Source organism: Sorangium sp. So ce693 (assembly GCF_051521375.1).
Classification (GTDB): Bacteria; Myxococcota_A; Polyangia; order Polyangiales; family Polyangiaceae; genus Sorangium; species Sorangium atrum.
The window spans coordinates 11,103,868-11,129,887 of sequence record NZ_CP150347.1; the positions used below are offsets into that span (position 1 = coordinate 11,103,868).

Below are 26,020 nucleotides of genomic sequence, written 5' to 3' on the forward strand. Positions count from 1 at the left end.
CTGTCGCCCGCTCGATCCATGCCCGCCGCGCTGCCCCTCCGCCGTGCCACCGCCGTCGTCGCGGCGCTCGCCGCCCTGTCGCTGCTCCTGCCCGCGCGCGGCGAGGCGCCCCGCGGCGAGGGCGAGCGCGCGTCGGTCCGCGTGGGCCTCGTCTTCGACGTCGGCGGGCGCGGGGACAAGAGCTTCAACGACGCCGCGGATCTCGGGCTCGCCCGCGCCGCGCGCGAGCTCGGCGTGACCACCGAGGTGCTCGAGCCGAGCGGCGCGGAGGATCGCGAAGCGGCGATGCGGCTGTTCGCCGCGCGCGGGTTCGACCTCGTGATCGGCGTCGGCTTCATCTTCTCGACCGACGTCGAGGTCGTCGCGCGCGCGTTCCCGGCCGCCCGCTTCGCGTGCCTCGACTACGCGCCGCCGCCGTCCGGCGCGCCGCCGGAGAACCTCGCAGGCATCACCTTTCGCGAAGAAGAAGGGACCTTCCTGGTCGGCGCCGTCGCCGGGCTCACGACGGCGACGGGTCACGTCGGCTTCATCGGCGGCATGGACATGCCGCTCATCCACAGGTTCGAGGCGGGCTACCGCGCGGGCGTGCGAGAGGTCTGCCCCGCGTGCGACGTCAGCGTCGCCTACGCCGGGACCACGCCCGACGCGTTCCGCGATCCCGTGAAGGGCAAGGCGCTCGCCGTGAGCCAGGCCGCGGCGGGCGCCGATGTCCTCTTCCACGTCTCCGGAGCGACGGGTCACGGCGTGCTCGAGGCGGCGCGCGACATGGGCGTCAAGGCGATCGGCGTCGACAGGGACCAGCACGACGAGATGCCGGGGACGGTGCTCACCAGCATGATCAAGCGCGCCGACGTGGCGGTCTTCGAGGTGATCCGCGCGCTCGTGGAGGGTCGCTTCGAGGGCGGCCTCTCGTCGTTCGGCCTGGCCGAGGGCGGCGTCGGCTACGTGAGCGAAGGCCCGCACGCGGCGGGGATCCCGGGCGCGACGAAGGCGCGGGTGAGCGCGCTGTCCGCGCGGATCGCGCGGGGCGAGCTGGTCGTCCCCTCGCGCTGACGTCCGCGGCGGCGGAGCGTCAGCGCGCCGCGCTCACCACTTCACCATGACCTTCGACGGGTTGACCTCCGCGGTGACGCGCGGGACGTCGACGAGCACGTCGAGGAAGTCGCTGCCCGGCTGGCTCAGATCGAGGTTCGCCGCCTTGGGCTCCACGCGCGCCACAATGGCGTCGGCGTTGACGGCGCCCACGTCCTCCGGCGTCCCCGTGATCCGCACCTGCACCACGGCCGGCGCGACCGTCGCGCGCGGGATGCCGATCACCTCGACCTTGCGCTCGAACGTCCGCGTGGCGAGCTCGCGCCCGATCTCCAGCGTCGCCATCACGCTCTCGAAGCTGTACGTCACGAGCTTCGGCGGCCGATCGAGCGCCAGCTGCCGCTGGTAGGTGCCCTCCGTGAGGCCGCTGATGTCGAACGGCGCGGTGCGCGCGAGCTGCATCACGTCGACGACCGAGCGCGGGCCGCGGGCGCTGACCATCGGCGGCTCGACCGAGATCATCCCCTTCACGAGGAACCCCTGCGCGGCGTCCCCGGTGCGGGGTACGTGCACCGGGATGGCCCGGGTGACGACGTCGTCCCAGCCGAGCTCGATCGTCGACGGGTACATCTGCTCGACCACCAGCCCGGCCGGCACGTGGAACATCGAGGCGTCGAGATCGATGTGCGTCACCGTGCCGTTCCGGAGATCGAGCCGCAGCGTCCCGAGGCTCTCGGCGCGCAGGTCGTCGAGCTGCGTCCGGGAGCCCCGCACCGTGACCGCCACCTCGTTCGGGATCTGGGTCATGAGCTGCCGGTTGCTCGACTCGGGCGGGAGGATCGAGACGACGCTGAGCATCAGCGTGCGCTGCGCGTTCTCCGCGCCGTGGATGAAGGCGTAGAGGCACAGCGCGAAGGTGATCGAGAGCAGCTTGAGGCCGAGGTTGTCGAGCAGCGCCGAGCGGAGCGCCTCGCGGATGCCGGCAAGCGTCATGGCTCATCTCGCGGGGGCATCCCCTCCGCGCTCCCCTTGGATGCGGCGGTCGCCGCGACCTGCCCGGTCGGGACGAAGGTGCGCTGTGACGGGACGGGAGAGTCGGTCGCGGCCGCCGCGGGGACGTCGACCATGGCCGGCCGGCCGCGCTCGGACGGGCGATCCGCGTCCTGCGGCCCGGCCGTCCCCCCCGGGCCCCGCGCCTCGGCGCCGGCCCCGGCGCGCAGGTCGGCGCTGGATCCCATCGCGGCGCGCGCGTCGGCGCCCGAGCGCATCGGCGTGGACGTCGACATCCGCGCCATCGGCCGCGCGTCGGGGTCCACGGCCGCCTTGATCATCGAGGACGTCTTCGAGACCGGCGCTGCAGGTTTGGCCTCGATCGGCGCAGGCTTCGCGGCGGCGGGCTTGCCGGGCTCGTGCGCCTGCCCGGCGCCTTGCGTCGCGCCCACGGCGGGGCCGCGCGCCGCCGGCGTGGGGAGGCTCGCGCGGCCGACCTGGGCGACCTTCTTGGCGAAGCGCCGCCTGCGCGACGAGCGGCCGAAGAGCCCGAGCAGCGCGTGTCGCAGCGACTGGCCGTCGAGGTTCGAGACGATGTTGCCGCTGAAGCAGAAGCTGATCGTGCCGCGCTCCTCGCTGACGACGACGACGACCGCGTCGGTCTCCTCGGTGATCCCGAGCGCGGCGCGGTGGCGGGAGCCGAGGCTGGCGTCGAGGATCTTGGTCTCCGGCATCGGGAAGAAGACGCCGGCGCGCGCGATCTTGAGATCGCGGATCAGCACCGCGCCGTCGTGCAGCTTGTTCACCGACTCGGGGACGAACAGCGAGACGAGCAGCTCTCGGGTGACGACCGAGTCGATGTGGATCCCCTCGCTCTTCACGAACTCCAGCACGTTGGCGTCCTGCTCGAAGGCGATGATCGCGCCCATGCGGTGGCGGGCGAGCTCGGTCGCGGCGGCGACCACCTCGTCGATGACGCGCGACTGCTGCTCGCGTCCGCTCGTGAACCAGTTGCTGCCGCCCACGCGGATGAGGGCGCGGCGGATGTCGTTCTGGAAGACGACGACCACGATGAGGATGATCGAGGAGAGGAGCCAGGAGAGGAGGTTGAGGAGCGTGGTCAGGCCGAAGATCTTCGCCCCGAGATAGATGAGGAAGACGATGCCGAGCCCGAGGCCCATCTGCATCGCGCGGGTCCCGCGCAGCACGAGGAGCGCGCGATAGACGACGTAGGCGACGATGAAGATGTCGAAGAAGTCCCGGATGACCTGCGTCGCCGGCCTCACCGAGAAGAGGCGGAGGAACCCTTCAACCATCGCCGCGCGCCCCCTGGGCGACGGGGCCATCCGTGCGCCGACGGTCGCCGGCGCCCGCGCGCTCGATCGCGCGCATCACGTCGAGGGCCTGGCGCACGGGGAGGACGTCGTGGACACGGACCGCCGCGGCGCCGCGCGCGACGCACGCGAGCGCGGCGGCGACGGTGCCGCCGAGGCGGTCGGGGGGCGGCGCGAGCGGCGCTTCCCCGCCGTCGCCTCGCCCCGCGGCCTCCGAGGCCGCGGCGCGCGCCAGGAACGACTTGCGGCTCGGCCCGACGAGCACGGGAAAGCCGAGGGCGCAGAGCTCGGGCAGCCGAGCGCACAGCTCGAGCGACTGCCGCGCGTTCTTGGCGAAGCCGAGGCCCGGATCGAGGACGAGCTCGCCCTCCGGCAGGCCCGCCTCGATCGCCCGCGCGGCGGCGCTCGACCACTCGCGGGCCACGTCGGCCACGACGTCGCCGTAGGCGTCGTCGGGGTACGCGGAGAAGCCGGCCATCGCCGACATCGGTCCGCGGCTGTGCATGAGCACGAGCGACGCCCCGCGCCGAGCGCAGAGCGCGCCGAGCTCCGCCGCGCTGTCGAGCGAGATCGAGTTGACCACGGCCGCGCCGTCGTCGAGCGCGCGCGCCGCCACGGCGGGAGAGGTCGTGTCGATGGAGACCACCGCTCCCCTCCTCACCGCGTCGCGCACGCTCCCGCCGATGCGCGCGATCTGCTCGTCATCCGGCACGGGCCGCGCGCCCGGCCGCGTCGACTCCGCGCCGATGTCGATCATGTCTGCCCCCTCGGAGAGCATCGCATCGATCTGCGCGAGAGCCGTATCTTCATCCGCAAAGCGACCGCCATCGGAGAACGAGTCCGGCGTGCGGTTCAGGACCCCCATGATCACCACGCTCCTGCGGCGTTCGAGCAGCATGCGCAGCGGGGACATTTCCTGTGGGTAGCAACTTTTGCGCCGAACGGCAATTGTCTGCTCGAATCGATGTTTTCCAGGAGCAATTGGAACATCGCGAGGGTGGTCCGGCGCCTTGCGCTCCCGCCAATGCCGGGTGGGCCGACGGGCGCGCGCCGGCGTTGGACGGCGCACCGGCGTCCACATTCGCTTCGGGCGCCGGCTTCCCGGCGGCCGCCCCGCCCTCGGGCGGGGACTCGGAGCGGACCATGGGGAAGAAAGGGAACCGAGGGAACGGACGGAACGCAGAGAACCGAGGCAATCAAGCAAGGGGGCGGCGTGCCCGGGGGCCCGCGCTCCGCGCGCCGCTGACTCGGCCTTGCTTCTTTGCTAGGGTCCCGCCTACACATTGACATCGGCGGCCCCTCGCGGTCGTCCGGTGGAGGCGGGGCGACGCGCGAGCGTGCCCTGTCAACCGTTTCTCAGGCTGCACCAGCGGACGATACCGAGCGGTTCCATGCTGCGCACGCGTATCCGGGCAGGTCCCCTCGCCGGCTTCGTCTTGAGCGCCCTCTTTGCGGCGTGCTTCGCCGTGCTCGGCGTTGGCGAGCTCTTCATCCCTGCGCTCAGCCCCGAGATGGGCAAGCCTGCGCCCGTGACGCTGCGCGTCCCGTACGGTCCACGGATCGTGCGCGACACGCACGACGGGAGCTTCACGCTCTCTTACGAGCACAGGCGCGTGATCGTGCCGCGCGGCACGTTCCTCTCGGAGCACAACGAGGATCACAACGCCGCGATGGCGTACGAGACGGTGCGGCGGATGAGGCGGCCCGGGCTCGGCGCGCGCCTCGCGAGCATGTACGCCATCTACCTCATCGTCTGCCTGATGCTGACGGTCTACCTGCGTCGCTTCGGGCAGAACCGGGTGCGGCTGCTCCGCACGCAGGTGGGCATGTTCGTCCTGATGACGGGCTCGCTCATCGTCGCGAAGCTCCTCCTGCTCTTCACGGCGCTGCCCGAGTTCTGGATGCCGGTCGCGGCGCTCCCGCTCTGGGTGGCGATCGCGTTCGATCGGCGGACCGCGTTCCTCGTCGAGGTCGGGGTCGCGTTCATCGCGTCGTCGCTGCTCCGGTTCGACGTGGTGCTCCTGTCGGTGCTGCTCGTGCGCGGCATCGCCGCGACGATGTTCTTCTTCAAGCGCAAGGGCTCGCGGCAGCTGTTCGTCGCGGGCAGCCTGGCGGGCATCGCCGGCGCGATCGGGTTCATCGCGCTGACCGTGCTGTTCGAGGGGAGCTTCGATCTCGGCGCCGATCTGAAGCGCTGGCTCGGCTCCAACGTCCTGGCCTGCGTCGGCGGGGGGCTGCTCGTCGGCGTGCTCGGCCGGAGCCTGAGGGAGCCGGCCGAGCGGGCGATGGGGCACGTGCCCCGCGACAAGCTGCTCGACCTCACCGACCTGGAACAGCCGCTGCTCAAGAAGATGGCGGCGGAGGCGCCGGGCAGCTGGGAGCACGCGCGCGCGATGGCGAACCTCGCCGAGGCCTCGGCCGCGGCGATCGGCGCCGACGCGCTGCTGACGCGGGTGGGCGCCTACTACCACGACCTCGGCAAGACCGTGCAGCCCAAGTACTTCATCGAGAACCTCCCGCACGGCGAGCGATCGCCGCACGAGGAGCTCGAGCCGGAGGTGAGCGCCGACGCGATCATGGCGCACGTCGTGATGGGCACGAAGATCCTGCGCGAGGGCAACATCCCCGAGCCGGTGGTCGAGTTCGCGTACACCCACCACGGCACGCAGGTCGTCGAGTATTTCTGGCACAAGTGCGTCGAGCACGGGAACCCGAAGGATCTGACGCAGGAGCACTTCCGCTATCCCGGCATGAAGCCGCAGACGAAGGAGACGGCCATCCTGATGCTCGTCGACTCCATCGAGGCGGCGTCGCGGACCATCTGGCCGCCCGAGCACAAGAAGTTCGAGGAGATGATCCAGCGGGTGATGTTCTCGAAGCTCGCGTCTGGCCAGCTCGATCAATCCGGGCTGACGATCGAGGACCTGCGCATCATGACGAGCCGGATGGCGTCGACGCTTGTCAACATGTACCACGGGCGCATCAAGTACCCGTGGCAGCGCGAGAGCGATCGCGCCGGGCACACGCCTGCGCCGCCGACGGTCACGCCGCACCCCACGCGCCCCGCCACGCCCACGCCCGTCCCGGCGTCCAGCGCGCCGGGTCGGGACGGGAGCGCCGCCCCGCCGCCCTCGTCGAGCGCACGGGGCGCCGCCCCGTCGCCCTCTTCGAGCGCGCGGGGCGCTGTCCCGCCGCCCCCCTCGAGCACACGGGGCGCCGTCCCGCCGCCCTCCTCGAGCACACGGGGCGCTGTCGCGCCCGTCGTCGTCGACGAGGCCGGAGGGCCCGTGAAGGACGAGAGCCCAGCGGAGTCCGTGCGGACGCCGAGGAAGACGCACTGAGCAGGCCGGGCGCGCCGCGCGCTCCCGCGGAGGCCGAGCGGCCTGCTCCAGGAAAGGACGGTCCGATGCCTCCCACGATCGAGCAGAGCTTCATGAAGGCCCTCTTCCACGGCATCATCGCCGAGGACATCATCTTCCCGTATCCCGAGATGCCGGCCGAGGATCGGGAGACGACGTCGATGATGCTCGACAGCGTGCGGCGGTTCTTCGCGTCGAGCGTCGACAGCGGCCGGATCGACAGGGAGCACGCCATCGATCCGGGCCTCCTGGCCGAGATGAAGAGGCTCGGCCTGATGGGCCTGCAGATCCAGGCCGAGCACGGCGGCGTCAACCTCAGCAACATGGCGTATGCGCGCGTGATGCAGGAGATCGGCGGGCTCGACGCGTCGATCGCCGTCACCCTCGGCGCGCACCAGTCGATCGGCTTCAAGGCGATCCAGCTCTTCGGGACGGAGGAGCAGAAGCAGCGGTATCTCCCGAAGCTCGCGACCGGCGAGTGGATGGCGGCCTTCGCCCTGACGGAGCCGGGCGCCGGCTCCGACGCCGCGGCGATCAGGACGCGCGCCGAGATGTCGGCCGACGGCTCGTACTACACGCTGAACGGGTCGAAGATCTGGATCACGAACGGAGGCTTCGCCGACGTCTTCACGGTGTTCGCCCGGACCTCGGCGCTCGAGGAGGGGAACAAGCCGAAGCTCACCGCCTTCATCGTGGAGCGGAGCATGGGCGTGAAGAACGGGCCGAACGAGCAGAAGCTCGGGATCCGCGGCTCGTCGACGACGGAGCTCTTCTTCGACGACGTGAGGGTGCCGCGCGAGAACGTGCTGGGCGAGGTCGGCAAGGGCTTCAAGGTCGCCGTCGAGGTGCTCAACAACGGGCGCCTCGGGCTCTCGGCGGGGTGCGTGGGCGCGTGCAACACGCTGATCCGGATGGCGCTCGACCGGGTCCAGGAGCGGCGCGCGTTCGGCCGGAGCATCGGCGACTTCGGGCTCATCAAGGACAAGATCGCGACGATGCTCGCGCACACGTATGCGCTCGAGTCCATCACGTACCTGACGGCGAGCCTCGTCGACGCCAAGGTCCCCGACTTCTCGATCGAGAGCGCGATCTGCAAGGTCATGGGGAGCGAGACCCTGTGGTTCGTCGTCAACGAGACGCTCCAGATCGCGGCCGGCATCGGCTACATGGAGGAGTACCCCTACGAGCGCCACCTGCGCGACGCTCGGATCAACATGATCTTCGAGGGGACGAACGAGATCCTGCGCTGTTTCATGGCGCTCTCCGGGATGAGCGGCCCGGGCAAGGCGCTCGCGGACGTCGCGAAGGCGATGCGAGAGCCCATCAAGGGCTTCGGGCTGCTCAGCGATTTCGCGCTCCGCAAGGCGCGGTCGGTGCTCGGGCGCGAGCGGATGTCGAAGGCGCACCCGCTGCTCAGCCGGGAGGCGGTGATCTTCGAGGACTGCACCGCCGAGCTCGCCACCCACAGCGAGGACATGCTCCGGAAGCACGGGCGGGAGATCGCGGAGATGCAGTATGCGCAGCGCCGCATCGCGGAGATGGCCATCGATCTCTACTGCATGGCCGCGTGCATCTCGCGCACGACCCGGGCCATCGAGCGGCGCGGGGAGGACGGCGCGCGGCGGGAGATCGATCTCACGACCGTGTTCACCGGCATGGCGCAGAAGCGGCTGCGGCAGCACGTCGCCGACTTCCAGAAGAACGACGACGAGCTGCGCAAGGCCATCGCGGTGCGAGCGTATGCGGATCGCGCCTACCCCTTCGACATCCTGTAATCGCAGGCTGCCGCACCTCGACAGACATCGATTCACCTCACGTCGCATCAAGCCACACATGCGCCATGCGCGTTTCAGCGCAGTACGCTCATTCGTTGTGAGCTGCGCTCTGTTTCGGGACGTTTTCGGCTCACCGTCCGGACGGATTGCTCTATAGTTTGATCAGGCGTAGTATCAAGGGTGGGCCCTTCGACAGGAATCGGGTGATCACTTGTCCCAGGCTAGAGCAGTGGGTGGCAGGTGCGGAGCCATGAACGAAACTGCTGAAGGTCGTGCCGTGATGGACAAGTACCGTCTCGAGCGCAGGCTCGGAGGCGGTGGGATGGGTGATCTGTGGCTGGGCTTCGATATCAAGCTCAGGAGGCGGGTCGTCATCAAGTTCATCCGCAGCTTCGCGGCGACGGAGCCCGAGCTCATCGCCCGCTTCGAGCGCGAGGCCCGCGCGTCCGCGCGTGTCCGGAGCCCCTACGTCATCGAGACCTACGATTACGGCGTCGACCGCGGCTGCGCGTTCATCGTGATGGAGTACCTCGAGGGAGAGGACCTGAATCGCCGCCTCGAACGCGAGGAGCGGATCCCGCTCGCGCAGGCGACGACCTTGTTCACGCAGCTCGGCAAGGCCCTCGACGCGATCCACGCCGCGGGGGTGATCCACCGGGATCTGAAGCCGGGGAACATCTTCATCACGTCTTCGGCCGGCGACGATCTGGTCAAGGTCCTCGATTTCGGCGTCGCGAAGTCGTCCTGCTCTCGCGATCGGATCACGAAGACGGGCATGGTCCTCGGGACGCCGAGGTACATGAGCCCCGAGCAGACCATGGCGCCCAGGCAGGTCGATTACAGGAGCGATCTCTGGTCGATGGCGGTGATCCTTTACCGCGCGATCACCGGCCAGTGTCCTTTCGCGGGCGCCAACATCAATGAGCTGGTCAGGCACATCTGCCAGACGTCGTTCCCGAAGGCGTCCGAGCTCGCGCCGGAGCTCCCGCCCGGGATCGACGCGTTCTTCGCCCGGACGTTCGAGTTCGAGCCCGAGGCGCGGTTCCAGTCGGGCAAGGAGATGATGGAAGCGTTCTCCGCGATCGTGCAGGCGCCGGCCTCCCTGCCGTCGTCGGAGTCGCTGCGCGCGATCCCCGTCCCGCCGCCCTCCGAGCGGAGCGCCATCGTGAAGCGGAGCGCGATAGGCGCGGTCGCGGCCCCGCTCCGCTGCGCGATGGATGATCAGACGACCATGGCCGCGATGCTGGCGACGCCGGCGAACGATCTCGGCAGCACCACGGCGACGGACGCGGCCGTCGAGCCCGCCTCCGCCTCGTGCGACAGGCAGAGCGAGGTCGTGCTGGACAGCCGCGTCCTTCCGCCGCTGCGGGTCCCCTGGATGGTCGCCGTCGGCCTGCTCATCGCGGCCGCCTGCGTCGTTGGCCACAGCGTGGCTCAGGGCGCGCCGTGGTCGCTCGAGGCCGCGGAGAGCCCGGCGCCCACGGGACCTTGATCTCGCGGGGCGCCGCGACGCCGCCGTGGCGCTCGCATCACCGGCCATCGCCAGGGCGCGCCGGCGCCGCTACCGCGCGCTGGTCGTGGGCGCCTCGGTGATACTGGACGTCCACTTGAGCTTCGGGGCGCCCTCGTCGATCCAGCGGTCGCGCACCCGGCGCGCGAGCTCGGGGTGCTGGGTCGACTTCACGGCCATCGCGGCCACGAGGCATGTCCCCGGCCACGACTCGTAGACGGCGATCGCTCCGACGTACTCGTCGCTCACGAGCACCGAGTCGACGCTGCCCTCGAGGACCTTGAACACGAGCGGCCGCACCTCGCCGTCGATCTCCTGCGTCGTGCGGATGATCTGCGCCTCCCCGAGCCGCACGCCATAACCGTCGGCGAGCGGCGCGTTCTTCGCCCAGAACTCGTCGAGGCAGCTGTCGGGGTCGCTCGGCCCCGAGGTGGTCGTGTACACGACCGACAGGGCGGCGTAGTGCTCGTCGCCGTACCGGAAGGTCGCGCGCGTCGGGTAGGTCAAGATCCGCACCCTGCGCCAGCTCTTCCAGTCGACAAGCGGTACGTCGAGCGTGTTGAACCGGTCCTGCCGCCTGCCCCACGGCTCGGCCAGCAGCCGCTCTAGCGCGGCCCGCTCGGGGTCTGCCGCGTCGCCCCCCGGGTTCTCGCGGGTGACCGAAGCCGGCGTGGGAGGCAACCCCGGCGGCCTCGTCGGGGGGGTGCTGCTGCAGGCGACGACCGCGAGGGACGCGACGAGCGGGACCACCGGCGCGGCCCTCCGGCGTGTGGACGAGCGCGCAGTCGACCTGGAGCAGGACATGAGCAACACGAGCCTCGGCGAGCGGCCTCATCGACGGCGGTCACGCGGGCGGATCCCGCGGCGCCGCTACAATCCGACCTCGCGCATCGCGATTTTATTCTTGTCGAAGACGCCCAGACCGAGCTCTCCCGCGATGCGGATGTACGAGGGTTCACGGCTCGCCTCTTTCAGCGTGGGCAGCCCGTTCTCCTTGCGCCACGCCTCGACCACGCCCCAGCCGATCACGTCCATCGCGACCGGATCGGTCGTGGCGTAGACCGACTCGTGGAGGACACGCCGCTTCGGGTTCTTGTCGAGCGGGCCCTGGTCGTAGATGAGCTTGAAGCCGTCCGTGATGTGCAGGCGGACACGGCTCTTCACGACGTCCTGCCCGTAGAGCTCCGCGATCTGCGGACTCGCGGTGTGCTCATGGAAGGAGTGCGGGTTGATCGTCGTGCCGTGGGTGATGTTCTTGAGGCAGCCGGTATAGCCGCAGATCGAGTGGTCCTTGATCAAGGAGACGTTGATCACCGCGGTCGCCTCGGTGAACGGGCGCACGAACTTGGTGGGGATGCCACAGACCGAGATGCTCGGCATCACCGCATCCTTGTTCTCGTGAACCGCGGCGCGGATCCCGGCCGGGAACTCGGCAGCAGGCTTTGCGCTGCGGTCGGCGCAGCGGGTGCCGGCGAGGAAGGACGGGTACTGCTCGAAGATCTCCACGTTCTCCGCGGGGACGCCCGCCGCGATCACCCCGCGCACGATCTCGAGCACGAGCTCCTTGTTGGTGGCCATGGTCGCCCCCTTCTGGCCGGCGATCCCGTTCGTCTTGATCGCCACGCGGTCGTCCTTGTGGACGAACCGCGCGAAGGCGGCCCCGAGGTCGGCCTTCCCGGTGAGCTCGGCCATCGCCCGCTCGAGCATCACCTTCGCCGCAGACGCGTCGGGCCAGAGGCCGTTCGGCTGCATCGAGTTCGACTTCGTGACCTTCACGATCTTCCCCGGAATGGAGAGCGGCGTGAAGCCGGGGGGCGGCGTGGCCGCGAGGCTCAGGGGCTCCTCGGCGAACGCCGCGCGCGAGCCGAGGAGCGCGGCGCCCGCGGCGCCGGCGACGAGCCCGCCGAGGAAGCCTCGGCGCGAGCGCCCCGCGGGGCCGGGATCAACGAAGCGACGGGGATCGTGGGGCATAAGACCTCGTGGTGAGCGCCTTGCGGCGGTGGTGGATGCCGCCGGTCGCGGGGCGCCCGGGGCGGTGATGGTAGCCGAGCTTCTCGCTCGAGACACGGCGCTCGGCCGCCCGCCGGCGAGGTCGACCACGCCGCGCCGGCCGCGCCGCGCGCCTCCGCCATGGCGGCGCCAGGCCCCGGAGCGCCTGGCACCCGGGATTTGCTGGGGTTTCCAGGCGAGCGCGCGCCGGCACGCCGTTCGCCAGGCGACCACGCCGAGGAGACGAACGCCGCTCGCTGGTGCGCGGAGGGCGACGTCCTTGGCATGGGAAGGAGACGCGGAACGATGCAAACGACATCGAAGGGGACGGGCTCGCACGCCGGGCCGGCAGATGCAGTGCAGGACGACGAGGGGTGTCGCCCGTGGCGAGAGCGAGCGCTGGCAGCGCTGAGGGACTCGGCCTGGACCGCGCTGGGCGGCAAGGTCGCGGCCTACGTTGCGGGGTTCTTCGCGCTGGCGCTCGTGGGCTCCGGCCATGCGCTGAGCCTGCTCCCGGCCCGCCCGGCCAACCCGGCCCGCCCGGCAGACCCGACCGCAGGGCTGGCGATGGTCGCCGGCGATCCAGCGCCGCTCGGCTCCGCGGTAAGCCCCCCGCCCCAGGCCACCTCCGAGCCGGCTGCCGATGCGGGGGCTGCAGCGGTAGAGCCGCCGCAGCCCAGCGATGGCGGGGCGGGCGCTCCCGCTGGCGTGACCGCAGACGGAAAGGTCGTGCTGAACCTCGCGACCGAGGCGGACCTCATGCGCCTTCCGGGCGTCGGTCCAGCGAAGGCGGCCGCGATCCTGGCGCTCCGCGCCAAGCTCAAGCGCTTCCGGAAGGTCGATGACCTGCTCCGGGTCAAGGGGCTGGGCCGGCGGTCGCTGAAGCGGCTGAGACCGCTCGTGCTCGTCGATCCGCCTTGACGCTGGACGCGCGCCGCGGCGCAGCGGCCCGCTCGCCTCTTCGGTCGAACCGCCTTTTCGGTCGAGCCGCCCTTTCGGTCGAGCCGTCCAGACAAGGAGTCTGAAAGGACCGGTCAACGCGCCGAGCGCGAGATGTCGAGTCACGGGGCGCTCGCTGTCTTCGGTATCCCCGCAACGAGGTTGCGCGCGCGACTCCAGGCATCGCGGGCGTTGCGCGCGGCGACTCCTGGGACCGGCGCGGTCTGGCGAGCTCTCGCGCGGATGCCCCCTTGCCCCCCCGGGGCGCTCGGGCACACTGCGCCGCGATGCACGTCCACTTCGTCGCCGTCGCGGGCACCGGCATGGGTGCGCTGGCGGGGCTCTTCAAGGCCGCGGGGCACGACGTCTCGGGCTCCGACGTCTCGTTCTACCCGCCCATGGGGCCGGCCCTCGAGCGGTGGGGCATCCGCCTCCTGACCGGGTTCGATCCCGCGCACCTCGACCCCCGGCCCGATCTCGTCGTGATCGGCAACGTCTGCCGCCCGACGAACCCCGAGGCCCGCGCCGCGATCGACGGAGGCATGCGGGTGACCACGATGGCGCACGCGCTCGCGGATCACATGCTCGCGGGCCGCTCCGCGCTCGTCGTGGCCGGCACGCACGGCAAGACGACGACGAGCTCGATGTGCGCGTGGATCCTCCACGAGGCGGGCAGGGACCCGGGCTTCCTCATCGGCGGCCTGCCGAAGAACTTCGAGGCGAGCTTCCGCCTGCCCCGGAGCGCCTCCTCGGCGAGCGACCGCCGCGGCCTGCCGCTCCTCGGCGAGGCGGGCGCGGGTCGCCGCAGGACGCCGTTCGTCGTCGAAGGCGACGAGTACGACACCGCCTTCTTCGAGAAGACGCCGAAGTTCTGGCACTACCAGCCCGAGGTGGGGGTCGTCACGTCGATGGAGCACGATCACATCGACATCTACCCCGACGCCGCGTCCTACGAGGCGGCGTTCCGCGGGTTCGTCGAGCGGATCCCGGAGGCCGGGCTCCTCGTGGCGGCGGCGCACGATCCGCGGGTCGTCGAGATGGTATCGCGCTCGGCGCGCGCAGAGGTCGCGTGGTTCGCGCTCGAGGGCGACGACACGCACGGGCAGCCGCCGCACTGGCTCGCCGCGCCCGCGGAGGCCGGCGAGAGCGGCCAGTCGTTCGATCTGTACGCCGGCGGCGTCCTGGCCGGGCGCTTCGCCCTGCAGATGCCGGGGCACCACAACGTGCGCAACGCCATCGCCGCGATCGCGGCCGCGGCGCAGGGCTTCGGCGTGCCGCTCTCGACCGCGACCACGGCGCTCGCCGGCTTCACCGGCGTCCGGCGCCGGCAGGACCTCCTCTTCGAGGCGCGCGGGGTCCGCGTCTACGACGACTTCGCGCACCACCCGACAGCGGTGGACGAGACGCTGCGCGCGCTCCGGTCCAGGCACCCGGGAGGCGCGCTGTGGGCGGTGTTCGAGCCGCGCAGCGCGACCGCGTGCCGCGCCCTCCACCAGGAGCCTTACGCGCGCGCGTTCGACGCGGCCGACCGCGTCGTGCTGGCGCCGCTCGGGCGCCCCGACATCGCCGCCGGCGAGCGGCTCGATCTCGACAGGCTGGTGCACGACCTCGAGCGCGGGGGCAAGCGCGCGGAGGCGGCGGGCTCGGTGGACGCGATCGTCGCCGCGATCGCGCGCGACGCGCGGGAGGGCGACACGATCGCGCTCCTGTCCAACGGGGCGTTCGGCGGCATCTACGAGAAGCTCCGCGGCGCGCTGTCGGCGGGGGCGCGATGAGCGGGCGCGGATCAGCCGAGCTGCTCGAGCTCTCCGCGATCGCGCTGCGCGTCGCCGAGGAGGCAGCGGCGCTCGTCCAGGCCGGGTTCCGGGCAGGGCCGCGCGGCCTGCACGTGGAGGAGAAGGGGCCGCACGACCTCGTGACCGAGTTCGACCGGGCGAGCGAGGACCTGCTCGTCGCGCGGCTCGACGCGCTCACGCCCGGCGTCGCCGTCGTCGGCGAGGAGCGGAGCGCCGCGCGCCGCGAGGAGCCGCGCGGCGGGCTCGTCTGGTACGTCGATCCGCTCGACGGCACGACGAACTTCGTCCACGGCCACCCGTTCTGGTGCGTGTCCGTCGGCCTGATGGATGACGACGTGCCCGTCGCCGGCGCCGTCGTCGCGCCCGCGCTCGGGCTGCGCTGGACGGGCTTCCGGCCGCGCGAGCCAGGCCCGCGCGACGCCGCTCGCGCGCCGGTGAGCACGGCGGCGATCGACGGAGAGGCGCGCCGCAACGGCGAGCGATGCGCTGTCAGCGCCACGGCGTCGCTGCAGCGCGCGATGGTGGCGACCGGCTTCCCGCCGATCCGCGACCGGGCGCCGGACAACAACTTCGACGCCTTCATGACCGTCAAGCGCAACGCTCAGGCCGTGCGTCGTTGCGGCAGCGCGGCCATCGATCTCTGCATGGTCGCGGACGGAACCTACGATGCGTACTGGGAGCGCCGGTTGCATGCATGGGACGTCGCCGCCGGAAGCGCGATCGTGCGCGGCGCGGGCGGCGTCGTCACCGCGCTCGACGGCGGTTTGCCGAACTACCATACAGGCAACATCGTGGCGTCGAACGGCCTCGTCCATGCCGCCATCGTCGCGCTGTTCTCCCACCCGGGCCCGCCGACCTGCTAGGCGCCGCCCAGCTCGGGGCTACCCGTACGCCATCAGGCTCTCATGCCTGACCCGTGCATGACTCGCGGGCGAATCGAGCGAGATCCGTGCGCGATTCATGCATGACCCGTGCGAGGCGAGGCGAGCGACGTGAACGGCGAGCGGCGAGCGGCGAGCGGCGAGCGGCGAGCGGCGAGCGACGAGTGGCGAACGGCGAGCGTCAAGAGTCAAGAGCGTCAAACGGCGAGCGCGCCCATCAAAACATGAGCAAAACATGAGGACGTGCGGAAGAGCGGTTGACGGAGCCGCCCAGTGAACTATCCTATGGTTGTTCCCTCTGCCGACTTCGTGAGGCGCTGGACGATTGAATCCCGAGTAAGCAAGAACCAGGGAGCCAACAACGATACCGTGGTGAGCTAGGCCCGGAACCATTCACCGGGAAGCCTGAAGCGGTACTTAGGCTCCCACCTAGCAGCTATGCTAGGGGTTCAAGTCCTTCGGCCCACGTCCTCGGCGGTACGGAACATCTCTCTCCTGCGGGCCGTCCAAGCGGCCCGCAGTTTTTTGATGTCCTCGACATGCGCCCGGCGACCGGCGCACCGCGGCGTCACCTGACGGCGGGGGGTACCCCGCCTGGGCGCGGCGCTCGCGGCGCTCGCGGCATGGAGCGCGGCCCGAAACAAGGCCGAGCACACCGCACAAGGAACGGGGAGCCCGGGGGGCGGCTCAGGCAGGGCACGCGGAGCACGGCCCGGCTTTTGTTTCCGTTCTCATCCCCCTTCCGGTAGCTTCGGGCCTGCGATGGATACGAGATCCCCTCGATCTGCAGGTGCGCAGCACGGCGAGCAGCGCCCGCTCGTCGGCGCAGCGCGGTTTGGGTCGTCAGGCCACCTCGCGCGCCGCCTCCCCGGCGGCTCGCGCTTCGTCCGGCGCCTGGCCTTGACGCTCGCGATCCTCACCGTGCCCGGCGCCGCCCTGGCAGCGGTGACGATCAAGGGCCGGACCACGGGCATGCCCAAGCTCCTGAACCCGGTCTGGAACGAGGCCAAGGACCCGAAGACGAACCGGTACACCTTCCGCGAGCCGTCCCCGACCGTCCGCGCCGATGTCCGCGCGCTCTTCGGCTACGCGCCGAAGGAGCTGTGCATCGCCGCGCTCGGCGAGAAGGGCGCGCCGCTCAAGACGCCGCGATCGATCGTCATCGCGGGCGGCCGCACCTCCCCGGTGACGGTCGTCGTCGCCGAGGGCCAGCAGATCCAGTTCGAGAACCAGGACCCGTTCCCGCACAAGATCTACGACGTCGGCAACAAGGGGCTCCAGCCGGTCGAGATCGCCGCGGCCAAGACCCGCGCCTGGACGCCGCCAGGCCCCGGCAAGTACGAGCTCCGCGACCAGCTCGCCCCGAGCGTCCGGTCGTGGATCGTCGTCGAGCCGAAGGCCGTGGCCATCGCCTACCCGGATCGCCAGGGCAACTTCGCCATGGAGATCGAGGCCGGCACGTACACGCTGCAGGGCTACTTCAACGGCGAGCCGGTCGGGAAGGCCATCGAGGCGATCGTGAAGCCCGGGCCGGACGAGCAGTTCATCAAAGACGCGGTCGTCGTGGGCGAGACCGGCGGACCGAGCGCGGAGGCTGGAAAGTAGGCCATGCTGCTGTCGCGTTTCTGGTACGGGGTGCTCGCGCTCGCGCTCGGCGCCGCGGTCTTCGTCCTCTTCGTCGCCGCGCAGCTCTACAACCGCTCGAGCCACCGCGCGATGAGCGAGGCGCTCAGCGCCGACTCCAGCGCGGTCGAGTGGTTCCTCAACGACGACGCCCGGAAGCGCTCGAGCGCGCTCATCCGGGTCGCGCTGAACCCGGCCCTGCGGACCGCGCTGGCCAAGTCGTCGACCGAGGCCAAGCCCGGCGCCGAGCTGCGCGAGAAGGCCCGCACCGCGCTGCGCACCGCGACCGCGGAGGTGCCCCCGGACCTCAAGTTCGATCACGTGTGGGCCGTCGACGCGGCCGGGCGGGTGATCGCGTCGGTGGACTTCGAGCACCGCGAGGACTGGGAGCTCGGCGGCTACCCGCTGGTCGCCGACGCCCTCCACGGCTGGATCCGCGATGACGCGTGGGTCTGGAAGGGCCGCATCCTCCGTGTCGTGGCGCGCCCCGTCGAGCAGGACGTCAACGGCGAGCCGGTCGGCGCCGTGATCGGCGCCAAGATCATCGACGACACCTTCGCCCGCGCCGTCACGAAGCGCACCGGCGCCGCCGTCGGCTTCTACGCCGAGGGGGCGCGCGTCGCCTCGGGCGCGCCCGAGGGGTTCGACAAGGCGAACCTCGACCAGATCACGCAGGATCTGAAGCTGCTCGACGACAACAAGGACTACGTCGAGAAGGGGCGCTCCGAGGTCCGCGTCATCGGCCAGCACCTCGGCGTCGTCTACGCGCGGCTGCCCGGCGAGGCGTGGGAGCTCGGCGCCGGCTACGCGGTCGGCCGCCTCGCGGCGTCCGTCGACTCGCCGCTCAACTTCCTCGACAAGGCGAACAACGACGACAAGAGCGAGGTGCCGACGGTGCTGATCCTGGCCGGCGTCCTCGGCATGGCCGCGCTCGGGCTGGTGCTCTCGTTCCTGGAGCACACGCGGCCGCTCCATGTCTTCCGCGGCGAGGCGGCGCGCTTCGCCAAGGGGGAGGTCGACGTGCTGGCGCCGAGCCGCTTCCGCGGCGCGTACCGGAAGATCGCGGCCGACATCAACGACGGCGTCGAGAAGGTGGCCGCGAAGGGCGGCGCGCCCCGGAAGGCCGCCGACCTCGAGCAGGTGCTCGGCCCGATCCCGACGCAGCCGGCGATGAGCGCGTTCTCGGTGCCGCTCGGCCCCGGCGAGCCGCGCCCCGACTCGCGCCCCTCCTACCCGAAGCCCATGGTGAGCCCGCGCGGCCCGACGCGGCGGCCCGGCTCGCACCCGCTCAGCGGTCCGCCGCCGGCCCGCGACTCCGTGGAGCCCGTCGAGGCGATCGAGGAGGTCTCGGACGCGGGGATGCCGATCTCCGCCCTCGAGCCCGCGGGCGCTCCCGGGCGCCCGCCGCCACGGCGCCCGCCGCCGCCGCCGCCGCCCAGGGCGCCGGGGGCGCCCGCCCTGCCGAACCCGATCCCCGAGGCGGCGAGCGCGCCGGCAGCGCCAGCGCCGCAGCAGGACGGCGCGGGAGATCCGGACGAGCTCACCGAGTGGAACGCCGTCTACGAGGAGTTCCTGTCGGTGAAGCAGCAGTGCGGGGAGCCCACGAACGCGCTCACCTTCGAGAAGTTCAAGGGGACCCTGCAGCGCAACAAGGACGCGCTCGTGGCTCGCCACAACTGCTCGCGTGTTCGCTTCACGGTCTACGTGAAGGACGGCAAGGCGGCGCTCAAGGCGTCTCCGGTGAAGTGAGGCCGCGCGGCGGGGATCGCCGCGCGGCGGGGACGGGGGGTCATGAGACGAGGATCTGCCGGCGCCGCGGGCGCCGCGTTCGCTGCGATGGTGGCCGCCGGCGCCGCGCGCGCGTCGTCGGGGCTCGACTCGCCTGACATCGGGGTGCTCCAGCTCGGCCGCGGCGGGGCGTGGGTCGCGCGGGCGGACGATCCGCTCGCCGCGTACTTCAACCCGGCTGGGCTCGCCGCGCAGCGGAGCGGCGCCCACGGCGGCGTCCACTTCATCCAGCTGGCCCAGTGCTTCACGAGGCTCGGCCCCGGCGGCCGCCCCGTCCCGCCGAGCGCCACGACGGCGATCCCGGCGCCCGGCAGCGACGGCGGCCCCGACCCCGAGGTGTGCGCCGAGGGCGGCCTGTTCCCGAACCCGCAGCTCGCGGCGACCCTGCGCTTGAGCGACGCGCTCGCCCTCGGCGTCGCGGTGCTCGGCCCGCACGGCGTCGGCGAGCGGGCGTGGCCGGAGTCGCTCCGGTACACGCACCCGAGCTTCGGCGACATGACGCAGCCGTCGCCCCAGCGGTACCTGCTCACGTCGCTCGACGCCCTGATGTTGATGCCCACGCTCTCGGTCGGCTTCACCCCCGCGGAGGGGATCTCGCTCGGCGCCGGCTTCATCTGGGGCACGGCGGCCATCGATTTCGTCAATTTCAGCGAGGCCCTCTCGGGCGAAGGCGGCGACGACTTCAAGGCGCACGGCGATCTGCGCACCCGCGCCGAGGCGACCGACCTCTTCATCCCAGGCTTCGTCCTCGGCGCGCGCTGGGCGGCGGCGGCTCACCTCGACCTGGGCGCATGGTTCAAGTGGCAGGACGCCGTGCGCGCGAAGACCGATCTCACCATCGAGTCTCGCTACTGGACGCCGGCGGGGGCCAAGGACGAGGACCCCTGCAAGAGCGAGGCGCCGAAGTGCAACGTCACCGAGGAGCAGAACGCCGGCGATCTCACGATGCGGATCCCCATGGAGGCGAAGCTCGGCCTCCGGTACCACAGGCCTCGCGCCGGCGCGCGGAGCGCGGCGAGCGCGCGCCGCGCCTCCGCCGCCGAGCCCCGCGTCCGCGACCCGATGGCGGATGACGTCTTCGATGTGGAGCTCGACTTCACCTGGGCCAACAACAGCGCGGTGGACGCGATCGTGGTCCGGTTCCGCGAGGGCATCCCCGTCCGCGGCACGAGCGTGGGCACGGTGCCTCCCAACGCCGACGTCCCGCACCGCTGGCGTGACGTCCTGGGGGTCCGGCTCGGCGGCGATTACGTCGTGCTCCCGAGCCTCCTCGCGCTGCGCGCCGGCGGCTTCTTCGAGAACAAGGGGCAGGACGACGCCGATCTGAACCTCGACTTCCACCTCGGCTACCGGATCGGCGTCGGGGCCGGCGTGACCGCGCGGGTCGGCCCGGTCGACATTTCAGCCGCGTTTCAGCACACGTCGTTCGGTGCGCTGGACAACGGCGGGAACGGGCGCCTCAAGGCCGTATCCGGCGCTGCGCTGAGCGGCTACCGCAGCATCCAGAGCGTCAACGGCGGCCGCTTCGAGAGCAGCCTGGACGAGTTCGGTCTGAGCGGAACCATGCGCTTCTGAGCGGGCGGCTGCTCGGGCGCGGCTCCGACGTGCCTCCGACGTGCCTCCGGCGTGCCTCCGGCGTGCCTCCGGCATGCCTCCGGCATGCCTCCGGCATGGAGGACCGGAGCGCAGGACGCGCGGAGCTGCGGCGCAGCGGCGGCGCGCCGGGCCGCCGGGGCGGTCGACGCGGAAGGCGGTCGCGCCTATAAGATGCCTCCATCATGAGTGAATCGAACGTCCGCAACCTGGTCATCATCGGCTCCGGCCCCGCCGGGCTCACCGCCGCCATCTATGCGGCGCGCGCCAACCTGAAGCCGCTCCTCATCGAGGGCTTCAGCGCCGGCGGCCTGATCCCGGGGGGCCAGCTCATGTTCACGACCGACGTCGAGAACTACCCCGGCTTCCCCGAGAAGATCACCGGCCAGGAGCTGATGCAGCGCTTTCGCGACCAGGCCGCTCATCAGGGCACGGAGATCGTGACGGCGGACGTGACCAAGGTCGAGCTGACGGGCCACCCCTTCAAGATCTGGGTGGAGGACACGCTCTACCTGACGAAGGCGGTGGTGGTCGCGACGGGCGCGCGCGCCAACTACATCGGCCTCGAGAGCGAGGACAAGCTCAAGAACAAGGGCGTCAGCGCGTGCGCGGTCTGCGACGGCGCGCTCTTCCGCGGCCAGGACGTCGTGGTCGTCGGCGGCGGCGACACGGCGATGGAGGAGGCCACCTACCTGTCCGGGCTCTGCAGCAGCGTCACGCTGGTGCACCGCCGCGACGAGTTCCGGGCGTCGAAGGCGATGGTCCAGCGCGTGGTCGAGAACCCGAAGATCAAGATCCTCTACAGCCACGTGGTGGAGGAGGTGCTCGACGTGAAGGCCGATATGGTGACGGGCGTCCGCGTGAAGAGCACGAAGACCGGCGACAGCCACCTCGTGCCGGCGGCGGCGATGTTCGTCGCGATCGGCCACACGCCGATGACCGATCTCTTCGTCGGGCAGCTCGACACGCACCCGAACGGCTACCTGAAGACGGTGCCGGGCTCGACGCGCACCAACATCCCGGGCGTCTTCGCCGCGGGCGACGTGCAGGACTGGAACTACCGCCAGGCCGTCACGGCCGCTGGCACGGGCTGCATGGCCGCCCTCGACGCGGAGCGCTGGCTCGCGCAGCAGGGCGGCCACTGAGGGGACGACCATGGTCGAAGCGCTGCGCGAAGAGCTCGCCGATCTGACCGCCTCGGTCCGGGCGTTCCTGGAATGGCACGCAACGACCGGCGCAGACGGAATGCCGGGCCACCCTGCAGCGCTCCACGAGGCGCTGGGTGCGGCTTCCTCGGAAGGCGCTCCGCTGGCGCCTCGGCGGCCGGAGCGCGGCTTCTCCGGGCAGGATGCGCCCTCGCCGCAGGTGGCGCGAGGGGGCAGCGGCGCGGCTTTCTCGCCGCCGCCGCCGCGCGCTGGCGCCGCGGGCGCCCCTCTGCCGCATCCGGAGCAGCGCGGAGCCGCCGCGAGCGCCTCCCTGTCACCTCCGGAGCAGCGTGGGAGCGCCGCGGGCGCCTCCCCGCGTCCGGAGCAGCGCGGCGGCCTCGAGTCGCAGGGGGCGTGGTCGCCGACGCAGGCGCAGCGGGGTCCCGAGCCGTCGCCCCGGCCTGCCGTGAGCGCCGCACCGGCGCCTCGCGCGGAGACGGCTGCGCGCGCGAGCGCTGCGCTGCCGGACACGAAGGAGGAGCGCGTGGCGCGCCTCGCGCTCCTCGCGGAGGAGGTCCGCACCTGCCAGAAGTGTCCGCTCCACGAGGGCCGCACCCACACGGTGTTCTCGCGCGGCGACCCGAGCTCGGAGGTCGTGTTCGTCGGCGAGGGGCCAGGGGCGGAAGAGGACCTGCAGGGGCAGCCGTTCGTCGGCGCGGCCGGGCAGCTGCTCGACAAGATGATCGCGGCGATGGGGTACCACCGCGACGAGGTCTACATCTGCAACATCGTGAAGTGCCGGCCGCCGAAGAACCGGAAGCCGGAGCCGGCCGAGATGGCGGCCTGCAGCCCGTACCTCACGGCTCAGCTCGCGCTGATCAAGCCGAAGGTGATCGTGGCGCTCGGCGCCACCGCGGTGCAGGGGCTGATCGGCACGAGCGAGGGGATCACGAAGCTCCGCGGCACGTGGAAGCTCTACAAGGGCTCGATCCCGATCATGCCCACGTTCCACCCGGCCTACCTGCTGCGCCAGCCGGGCGCGAAGCGAGAGGTCTGGAGCGATCTGAAAGAGGTGATGCGCCACCTCGGCAAGAGCGCGCCCGACAGAGGCTGAGGTGGCCGCGTGCGCTTCCGGGCGCGGGCAGCCAGCGGCGCAGGTCCCCGCCGCCGTCCGCGCGGGCGCCGAGCCGCACGCGCCCGGCGAATCGAGCCCGGCCGAGCAGCCCTCGCTGCTGTCGATCGTGCGCTGCGCGCTGGTGCTCCTCGGCGTCCTGCCCTGGTGCATCGCCCTCGCGCGGAGCCGCGCGCCGCTCGGAGAGCTCGGCGCAGCGCTCGATCGTGTCTTCGCGCCGCTGTGCCACCGGATGCCCGAGCGATCCCTCGCGCTCGACGGCGTCGTCATGCCGCTCTGCAGTCGCTGCGCTGGCATCTTCGCCGGGTTCGCCGCGGGCGCCGCGATCGCGCGCCCTCGCCTGGCGATCACGGCATGGCGCCCGATCCTCATCGCCCTCGCCGCGCTGATGGCGGTCGACGTGGCGACCCAGGACCTCGGGCTGCGCCCCGTCTGGCATGCGAGCCGCCTCGCCACGGGCGTGGCCTTCGGCTACGCCGCGTCCGCGGCGTTCCTCGCACAGATCGCTCGCCGCCCGCTCTGAGCGCTACTTGCGGCCGCCCATGGCCCTGCACTCGTGGATGGGGCCCTTCGTGGCATTGCGAACGCAATCGCTGTACGCGGCGAGGCCATCCTTCCACTTCCCCGTGTCCTGGAGCGCCGAGCCCAGGTAGAGGTAGGGCAGCGCGTCGCTCGGATCGGCCGCGATGGCCGCGCGGGACGCCTCGATCGCGTCCTTGTACCTGCCGCGGTTGAGGAAGCTCAGCGCCTCCTTCTTCAGCTTGCCCGCGTCCTCGGCGCCGGCCGCCGGCGCCTCGGCCTTCTCCGCCGCAGCCTTCTCTGCCTCGGCCTTCTCTGCCTCGGCCTTCTCCGCCGTAGCCTTCTCTGCCGCAGCCTTCTCTGCCTCGGCCTTCTCTGCCTCGGCCTTCTCTGCCTCGGCCTTCTCCGCTTCGGCGGCCGCCTTCACCGGATCGGGAACGGCACCTGCCCCCTTCGCAGAGGGCTCCATCAGCGCCGACTCGGTCTGCGCGGGCGTCTTCGCCCGTCCTGGAGCGGGGGCACCCGCGGCGGCCAGGAGCTTCGTCTCGACGGGCGCTGGCTTCGGAGCCGGCGCGGCCATCGCGACCGGAGCAGGCGAGGACGGCTTGCTCGAGAACACCGCCTTGGCGACGACCGCCACGGAGATCACTCCGGCGAGCCCCGCGACCGCTGCGACGATCCGACGAAGGCGCGCCCGCCGGGCGAGGGTCTCGGGCGACAGCTGATGAACCACCACGAGGCGCTCGTCAGCGTGATCGTCGGGGCCGCTGGCCACCTCGGCGAGAGGCGGGAACGACTCCTCCTCCTCGCGCCGGAAGAACGCCGCCGTGGGCGAGGAAGGGTCGATCAGATCGAGCGCATCCGAGTCGGGCGCCAGCTCATCGGACGGGGACGCAAGGGCACCCGGCTGGTTCGGGGCGCCGGCTTGTCGAGCCACGATCAACAGGTCGTGATCCAGGGCGTTGTCAGCGTCCGCGTCGTCCGTACCGCCTGGAACGGCGCGCTGCGCGGCGAGCGCCTCGGACGCCGGCGCAGGCGCGGCGATCGCTACGACCGGCGCTGCCGCAACGACCGGCGCAGGCGCGGCGACCGGCGCTGCCGCAACGACCGGCGCTGCCGCTGCGACCGGCGCTGCCGCTGCGACCGGCGCTGCCGCAACGATCGGCGCTGCCGCAACGACCGGCGCTGCCGCTGCGACCGGCGCTGCCGCTGCGACCGGCGCTGCCGCTGCGACCGGCGCTGCCGCGGCCACCTCCGCTACGATCGGTGCAGCGGGCGCCTCGAGAGCCGGCGACACGGCGGGAGCATCGTCCTCAGCGGCAGCCGCCGGCGCAGGAGCGGCGGAACACTCAGCTTCCTCGGCGACGACGTCCGAGCCGTTCGCGATCGGCCTCGCAGAGTCCCTTGTCGCGACGGCCGGCCCCTCCGGCGCCGCCGACACCCGCGGCTGGGAGGCCCGGGGGCGGAGACTCCGGCCCCTGTTCGCGCGGGCCGATCCAAGAAGTCGCTTCGACATGTCCGAACCATCCTCCCGTGATTGTCACGCCCCCGATGGCGCAGGGGACCGGCGACTCGCCCTATTCATGATCCAGGCCGACCCCAACGGCGAGCGCTCACCCGCGCATTTCCGTGCCTTCGCAGCACCATCGCGTGTGCCGGATCGTGCCGCGGTCACCCCAGCCAACCCTACCCGCGCTCGAACGAGCACACACGCGATCTCGCCCCGCCGCCTTTGACAGCCCCTCCGAAAAAATGCGCACCGAGCGCACCCGCTGCCCGATGCGCCCCGAAGGCACGGCGGTCCAGGCGATGGAGCCCCCCGGCGCCATGCACGTCAGCCTCCACCGAGCTGCACCGGCCGCCCCGCGACCGGGGCAGCGCGGAGCAGGACGAGCGTGTCGAGCTTCTTCTTCGCGTCGGAAGCCATGACCGTGCCCGCCAGGTTGTGCGCCATCTCCCAGGGGACCTCGTCGTCCGCCGAGAAGAAGGCCACCGTCGCGCTGCACGCGGCGATGTCCTTCGTGAGCTGCTCGCCGGTGTTCGACAGATCCGGGCCGGCGAGCCCCTTGCGCTGCTTCTTGCCCAGGCCGCCGCCGAACGGCCAGATCGCCGTCGCGAGGTCCTTCAGCACCATCGTGCTGACGGCGCAGGAAGGGGGCTTCGACACGCGCCCCTCGGGCACCACCGTGATCTCCTTCGGGAGGTCGTCTCGCCCGTCGGTCTTGATGACGACCTTCGGCGCGCCGGCCGCGCCGAGCTCCGTCACGACGGCGGCGACAGCGCTCGGCTTCGCCCTCTTGTCGGCCAGCAGGGTCACGGGCTTGCCCTCGATCGGCAGCTCGCGGATCACCTTCGTCAGCTTCTCGGGCCCCTCCTTCTGCGCCAGATCCACGCGCTGGCCGCCGATGTAGGGGCCCATGGAGTCGACGAGCAGCTCGGGCATGCCCTTCGGCTTCGGCGGCTCGACGGGCGCCTCGACGCTCGGGGCCGCCGTCACGGCCGCGCCAGGCCCGGAGGGCTTCGGCGCGCTCTCGCACGCCGCCGCAGCGAAGATCAGGCCGGCGGCGACCGCGAGGCGCGGCGAGGCGCTGAAAAGGAGGCAGGAAGCTCTCATG

Annotated in this window: 20 protein-coding genes and 1 other RNA gene; 14 read left to right on the top strand and 7 right to left on the bottom strand. The window is 71.8% G+C overall.

What is annotated here, in order from left to right; all coding sequences use genetic code 11:
• The first annotated feature begins 18 nt into the window (after positions 1-18).
• Positions 19-1,053: a BMP family lipoprotein gene (locus WMF14_RS41420; RefSeq protein ID WP_437795736.1), complete on the top strand. Its 1,035-nt coding sequence runs from the start codon at positions 19-21 to the stop codon at positions 1,051-1,053.
• Between the two features lie 33 nt (positions 1,054-1,086).
• Here WMF14_RS41420 and WMF14_RS41425 read toward each other — a convergent pair whose 3' ends face one another.
• From WMF14_RS41425 to folP, 3 genes are read right to left on the bottom strand one after another with little or no spacing between them, the layout of a single operon-like run.
• A complete protein-coding gene (locus WMF14_RS41425) occupies positions 1,087-2,025 on the bottom strand; it encodes a CdaR family protein (RefSeq protein WP_437795738.1) in 939 nt (312 codons plus the stop codon).
• Positions 2,022-3,338: a diadenylate cyclase CdaA gene (cdaA, locus tag WMF14_RS41430; RefSeq protein ID WP_437795739.1), complete on the bottom strand. Its 1,317-nt coding sequence runs from the start codon at positions 3,336-3,338 to the stop codon at positions 2,022-2,024. Before cdaA ends, WMF14_RS41425 begins: the two co-directional genes overlap by 4 nt.
• Positions 3,331-4,254 carry a dihydropteroate synthase gene (gene folP / locus WMF14_RS41435; RefSeq protein ID WP_437795741.1) on the bottom strand — a complete coding sequence of 308 codons (924 nt, stop codon included), beginning with the start codon at positions 4,252-4,254 and terminating at the stop codon, positions 3,331-3,333. The genes cdaA and folP overlap by 8 nt, the downstream gene beginning before the upstream one ends.
• A gap of 493 nt (positions 4,255-4,747) precedes the next feature.
• Between folP and WMF14_RS41440 the strand changes: the two genes are divergently transcribed.
• The 3 genes from WMF14_RS41440 (at position 4,748) to WMF14_RS41450 (ending at position 9,982) form a co-directional block, all read left to right on the top strand.
• Positions 4,748-6,697 carry an HDIG domain-containing metalloprotein gene (locus WMF14_RS41440; protein WP_437795744.1) on the top strand — a complete coding sequence of 650 codons (1,950 nt, stop codon included), beginning with the start codon at positions 4,748-4,750 and terminating at the stop codon, positions 6,695-6,697.
• Between the two features lie 65 nt (positions 6,698-6,762).
• Positions 6,763-8,490: an acyl-CoA dehydrogenase family protein gene (locus tag WMF14_RS41445; protein ID WP_437795747.1), complete on the top strand. Its 1,728-nt coding sequence runs from the start codon at positions 6,763-6,765 to the stop codon at positions 8,488-8,490.
• 250 nt (positions 8,491-8,740) lie between these two features.
• Complete coding sequence (locus WMF14_RS41450; RefSeq protein WP_437795749.1) at positions 8,741-9,982, top strand: serine/threonine-protein kinase; 1,242 nt, start codon at positions 8,741-8,743, stop codon at positions 9,980-9,982.
• A 69-nt stretch (positions 9,983-10,051) separates the two neighbouring features.
• Here the strand turns inward: WMF14_RS41450 and WMF14_RS41455 are convergent, their stop codons facing one another.
• Both WMF14_RS41455 and WMF14_RS41460 read right to left on the bottom strand, forming a co-directional pair.
• Entirely contained in the window at positions 10,052-10,804 is a 753-nt protein-coding gene (locus WMF14_RS41455) for a hypothetical protein (RefSeq protein WP_437795752.1), read from the bottom strand.
• 66 nt (positions 10,805-10,870) lie between these two features.
• Positions 10,871-11,971, bottom strand: a complete 1,101-nt coding sequence (locus WMF14_RS41460) for a DUF362 domain-containing protein (protein ID WP_272102398.1) — start codon at positions 11,969-11,971, stop codon at positions 10,871-10,873.
• Between the two features lie 324 nt (positions 11,972-12,295).
• Here WMF14_RS41460 and WMF14_RS41465 point away from each other — a divergent pair, with 324 nt between their 5' ends.
• The 10 genes from WMF14_RS41465 to WMF14_RS41510 all read left to right on the top strand — a co-directional run bounded on the left by WMF14_RS41465 (position 12,296) and on the right by WMF14_RS41510 (position 23,409).
• Positions 12,296-12,910: a ComEA family DNA-binding protein gene (locus WMF14_RS41465; protein ID WP_437795755.1), complete on the top strand. Its 615-nt coding sequence runs from the start codon at positions 12,296-12,298 to the stop codon at positions 12,908-12,910.
• Between the two features lie 305 nt (positions 12,911-13,215).
• Positions 13,216-14,703 carry a UDP-N-acetylmuramate--L-alanine ligase gene (locus WMF14_RS41470; protein ID WP_437795758.1) on the top strand — a complete coding sequence of 496 codons (1,488 nt, stop codon included), beginning with the start codon at positions 13,216-13,218 and terminating at the stop codon, positions 14,701-14,703.
• Positions 14,700-15,587 carry an inositol monophosphatase family protein gene (locus WMF14_RS41475; RefSeq protein WP_272102395.1) on the top strand — a complete coding sequence of 296 codons (888 nt, stop codon included), beginning with the start codon at positions 14,700-14,702 and terminating at the stop codon, positions 15,585-15,587. The genes WMF14_RS41470 and WMF14_RS41475 overlap by 4 nt, the downstream gene beginning before the upstream one ends.
• A 310-nt stretch (positions 15,588-15,897) precedes the next feature.
• Positions 15,898-16,090, top strand: a non-coding RNA gene (gene ssrS, locus WMF14_RS41480) — 6S RNA.
• A gap of 277 nt (positions 16,091-16,367) precedes the next feature.
• Entirely contained in the window at positions 16,368-17,210 is an 843-nt protein-coding gene (locus tag WMF14_RS41485) for a hypothetical protein (protein ID WP_437325477.1), read from the top strand.
• Between the two features lie 3 nt (positions 17,211-17,213).
• Entirely contained in the window at positions 17,214-18,977 is a 1,764-nt protein-coding gene (locus WMF14_RS41490; protein ID WP_437795762.1) for an MXAN_5187 family protein, read from the top strand.
• 42 nt (positions 18,978-19,019) lie between these two features.
• The gene (locus WMF14_RS41495; RefSeq protein ID WP_437795764.1) at positions 19,020-20,591 is read left to right on the top strand and encodes an OmpP1/FadL family transporter; all 1,572 of its coding nucleotides are present in this window, start codon (positions 19,020-19,022) and stop codon (positions 20,589-20,591) included.
• Positions 20,592-20,794: 203 nt separating this feature from the next.
• Positions 20,795-21,754, top strand: coding sequence for a thioredoxin-disulfide reductase (gene trxB, locus WMF14_RS41500; protein WP_272102391.1), 960 nt, complete (start codon positions 20,795-20,797; stop codon positions 21,752-21,754).
• Positions 21,755-21,764: 10 nt separating this feature from the next.
• Positions 21,765-22,868 (top strand): uracil-DNA glycosylase family protein, encoded by a 1,104-nt coding sequence (locus tag WMF14_RS41505; RefSeq protein ID WP_437795767.1) that lies wholly within the window; start codon positions 21,765-21,767, stop codon positions 22,866-22,868.
• A 1-nt stretch (position 22,869) separates the two neighbouring features.
• Positions 22,870-23,409, top strand: a complete 540-nt coding sequence (locus WMF14_RS41510) for a DUF2085 domain-containing protein (RefSeq protein ID WP_437795770.1) — start codon at positions 22,870-22,872, stop codon at positions 23,407-23,409.
• A 3-nt stretch (positions 23,410-23,412) separates the two neighbouring features.
• Here the strand turns inward: WMF14_RS41510 and WMF14_RS41515 are convergent, their stop codons facing one another.
• Positions 23,413-24,702: a hypothetical protein gene (locus tag WMF14_RS41515; protein WP_437795773.1), complete on the bottom strand. Its 1,290-nt coding sequence runs from the start codon at positions 24,700-24,702 to the stop codon at positions 23,413-23,415.
• Positions 24,703-25,239: 537 nt separating this feature from the next.
• Positions 25,240-26,019, bottom strand: a complete 780-nt coding sequence (locus WMF14_RS41520) for an ExbD/TolR family protein (RefSeq protein ID WP_437795776.1) — start codon at positions 26,017-26,019, stop codon at positions 25,240-25,242.
• Position 26,020 lies beyond the last annotated feature (1 nt).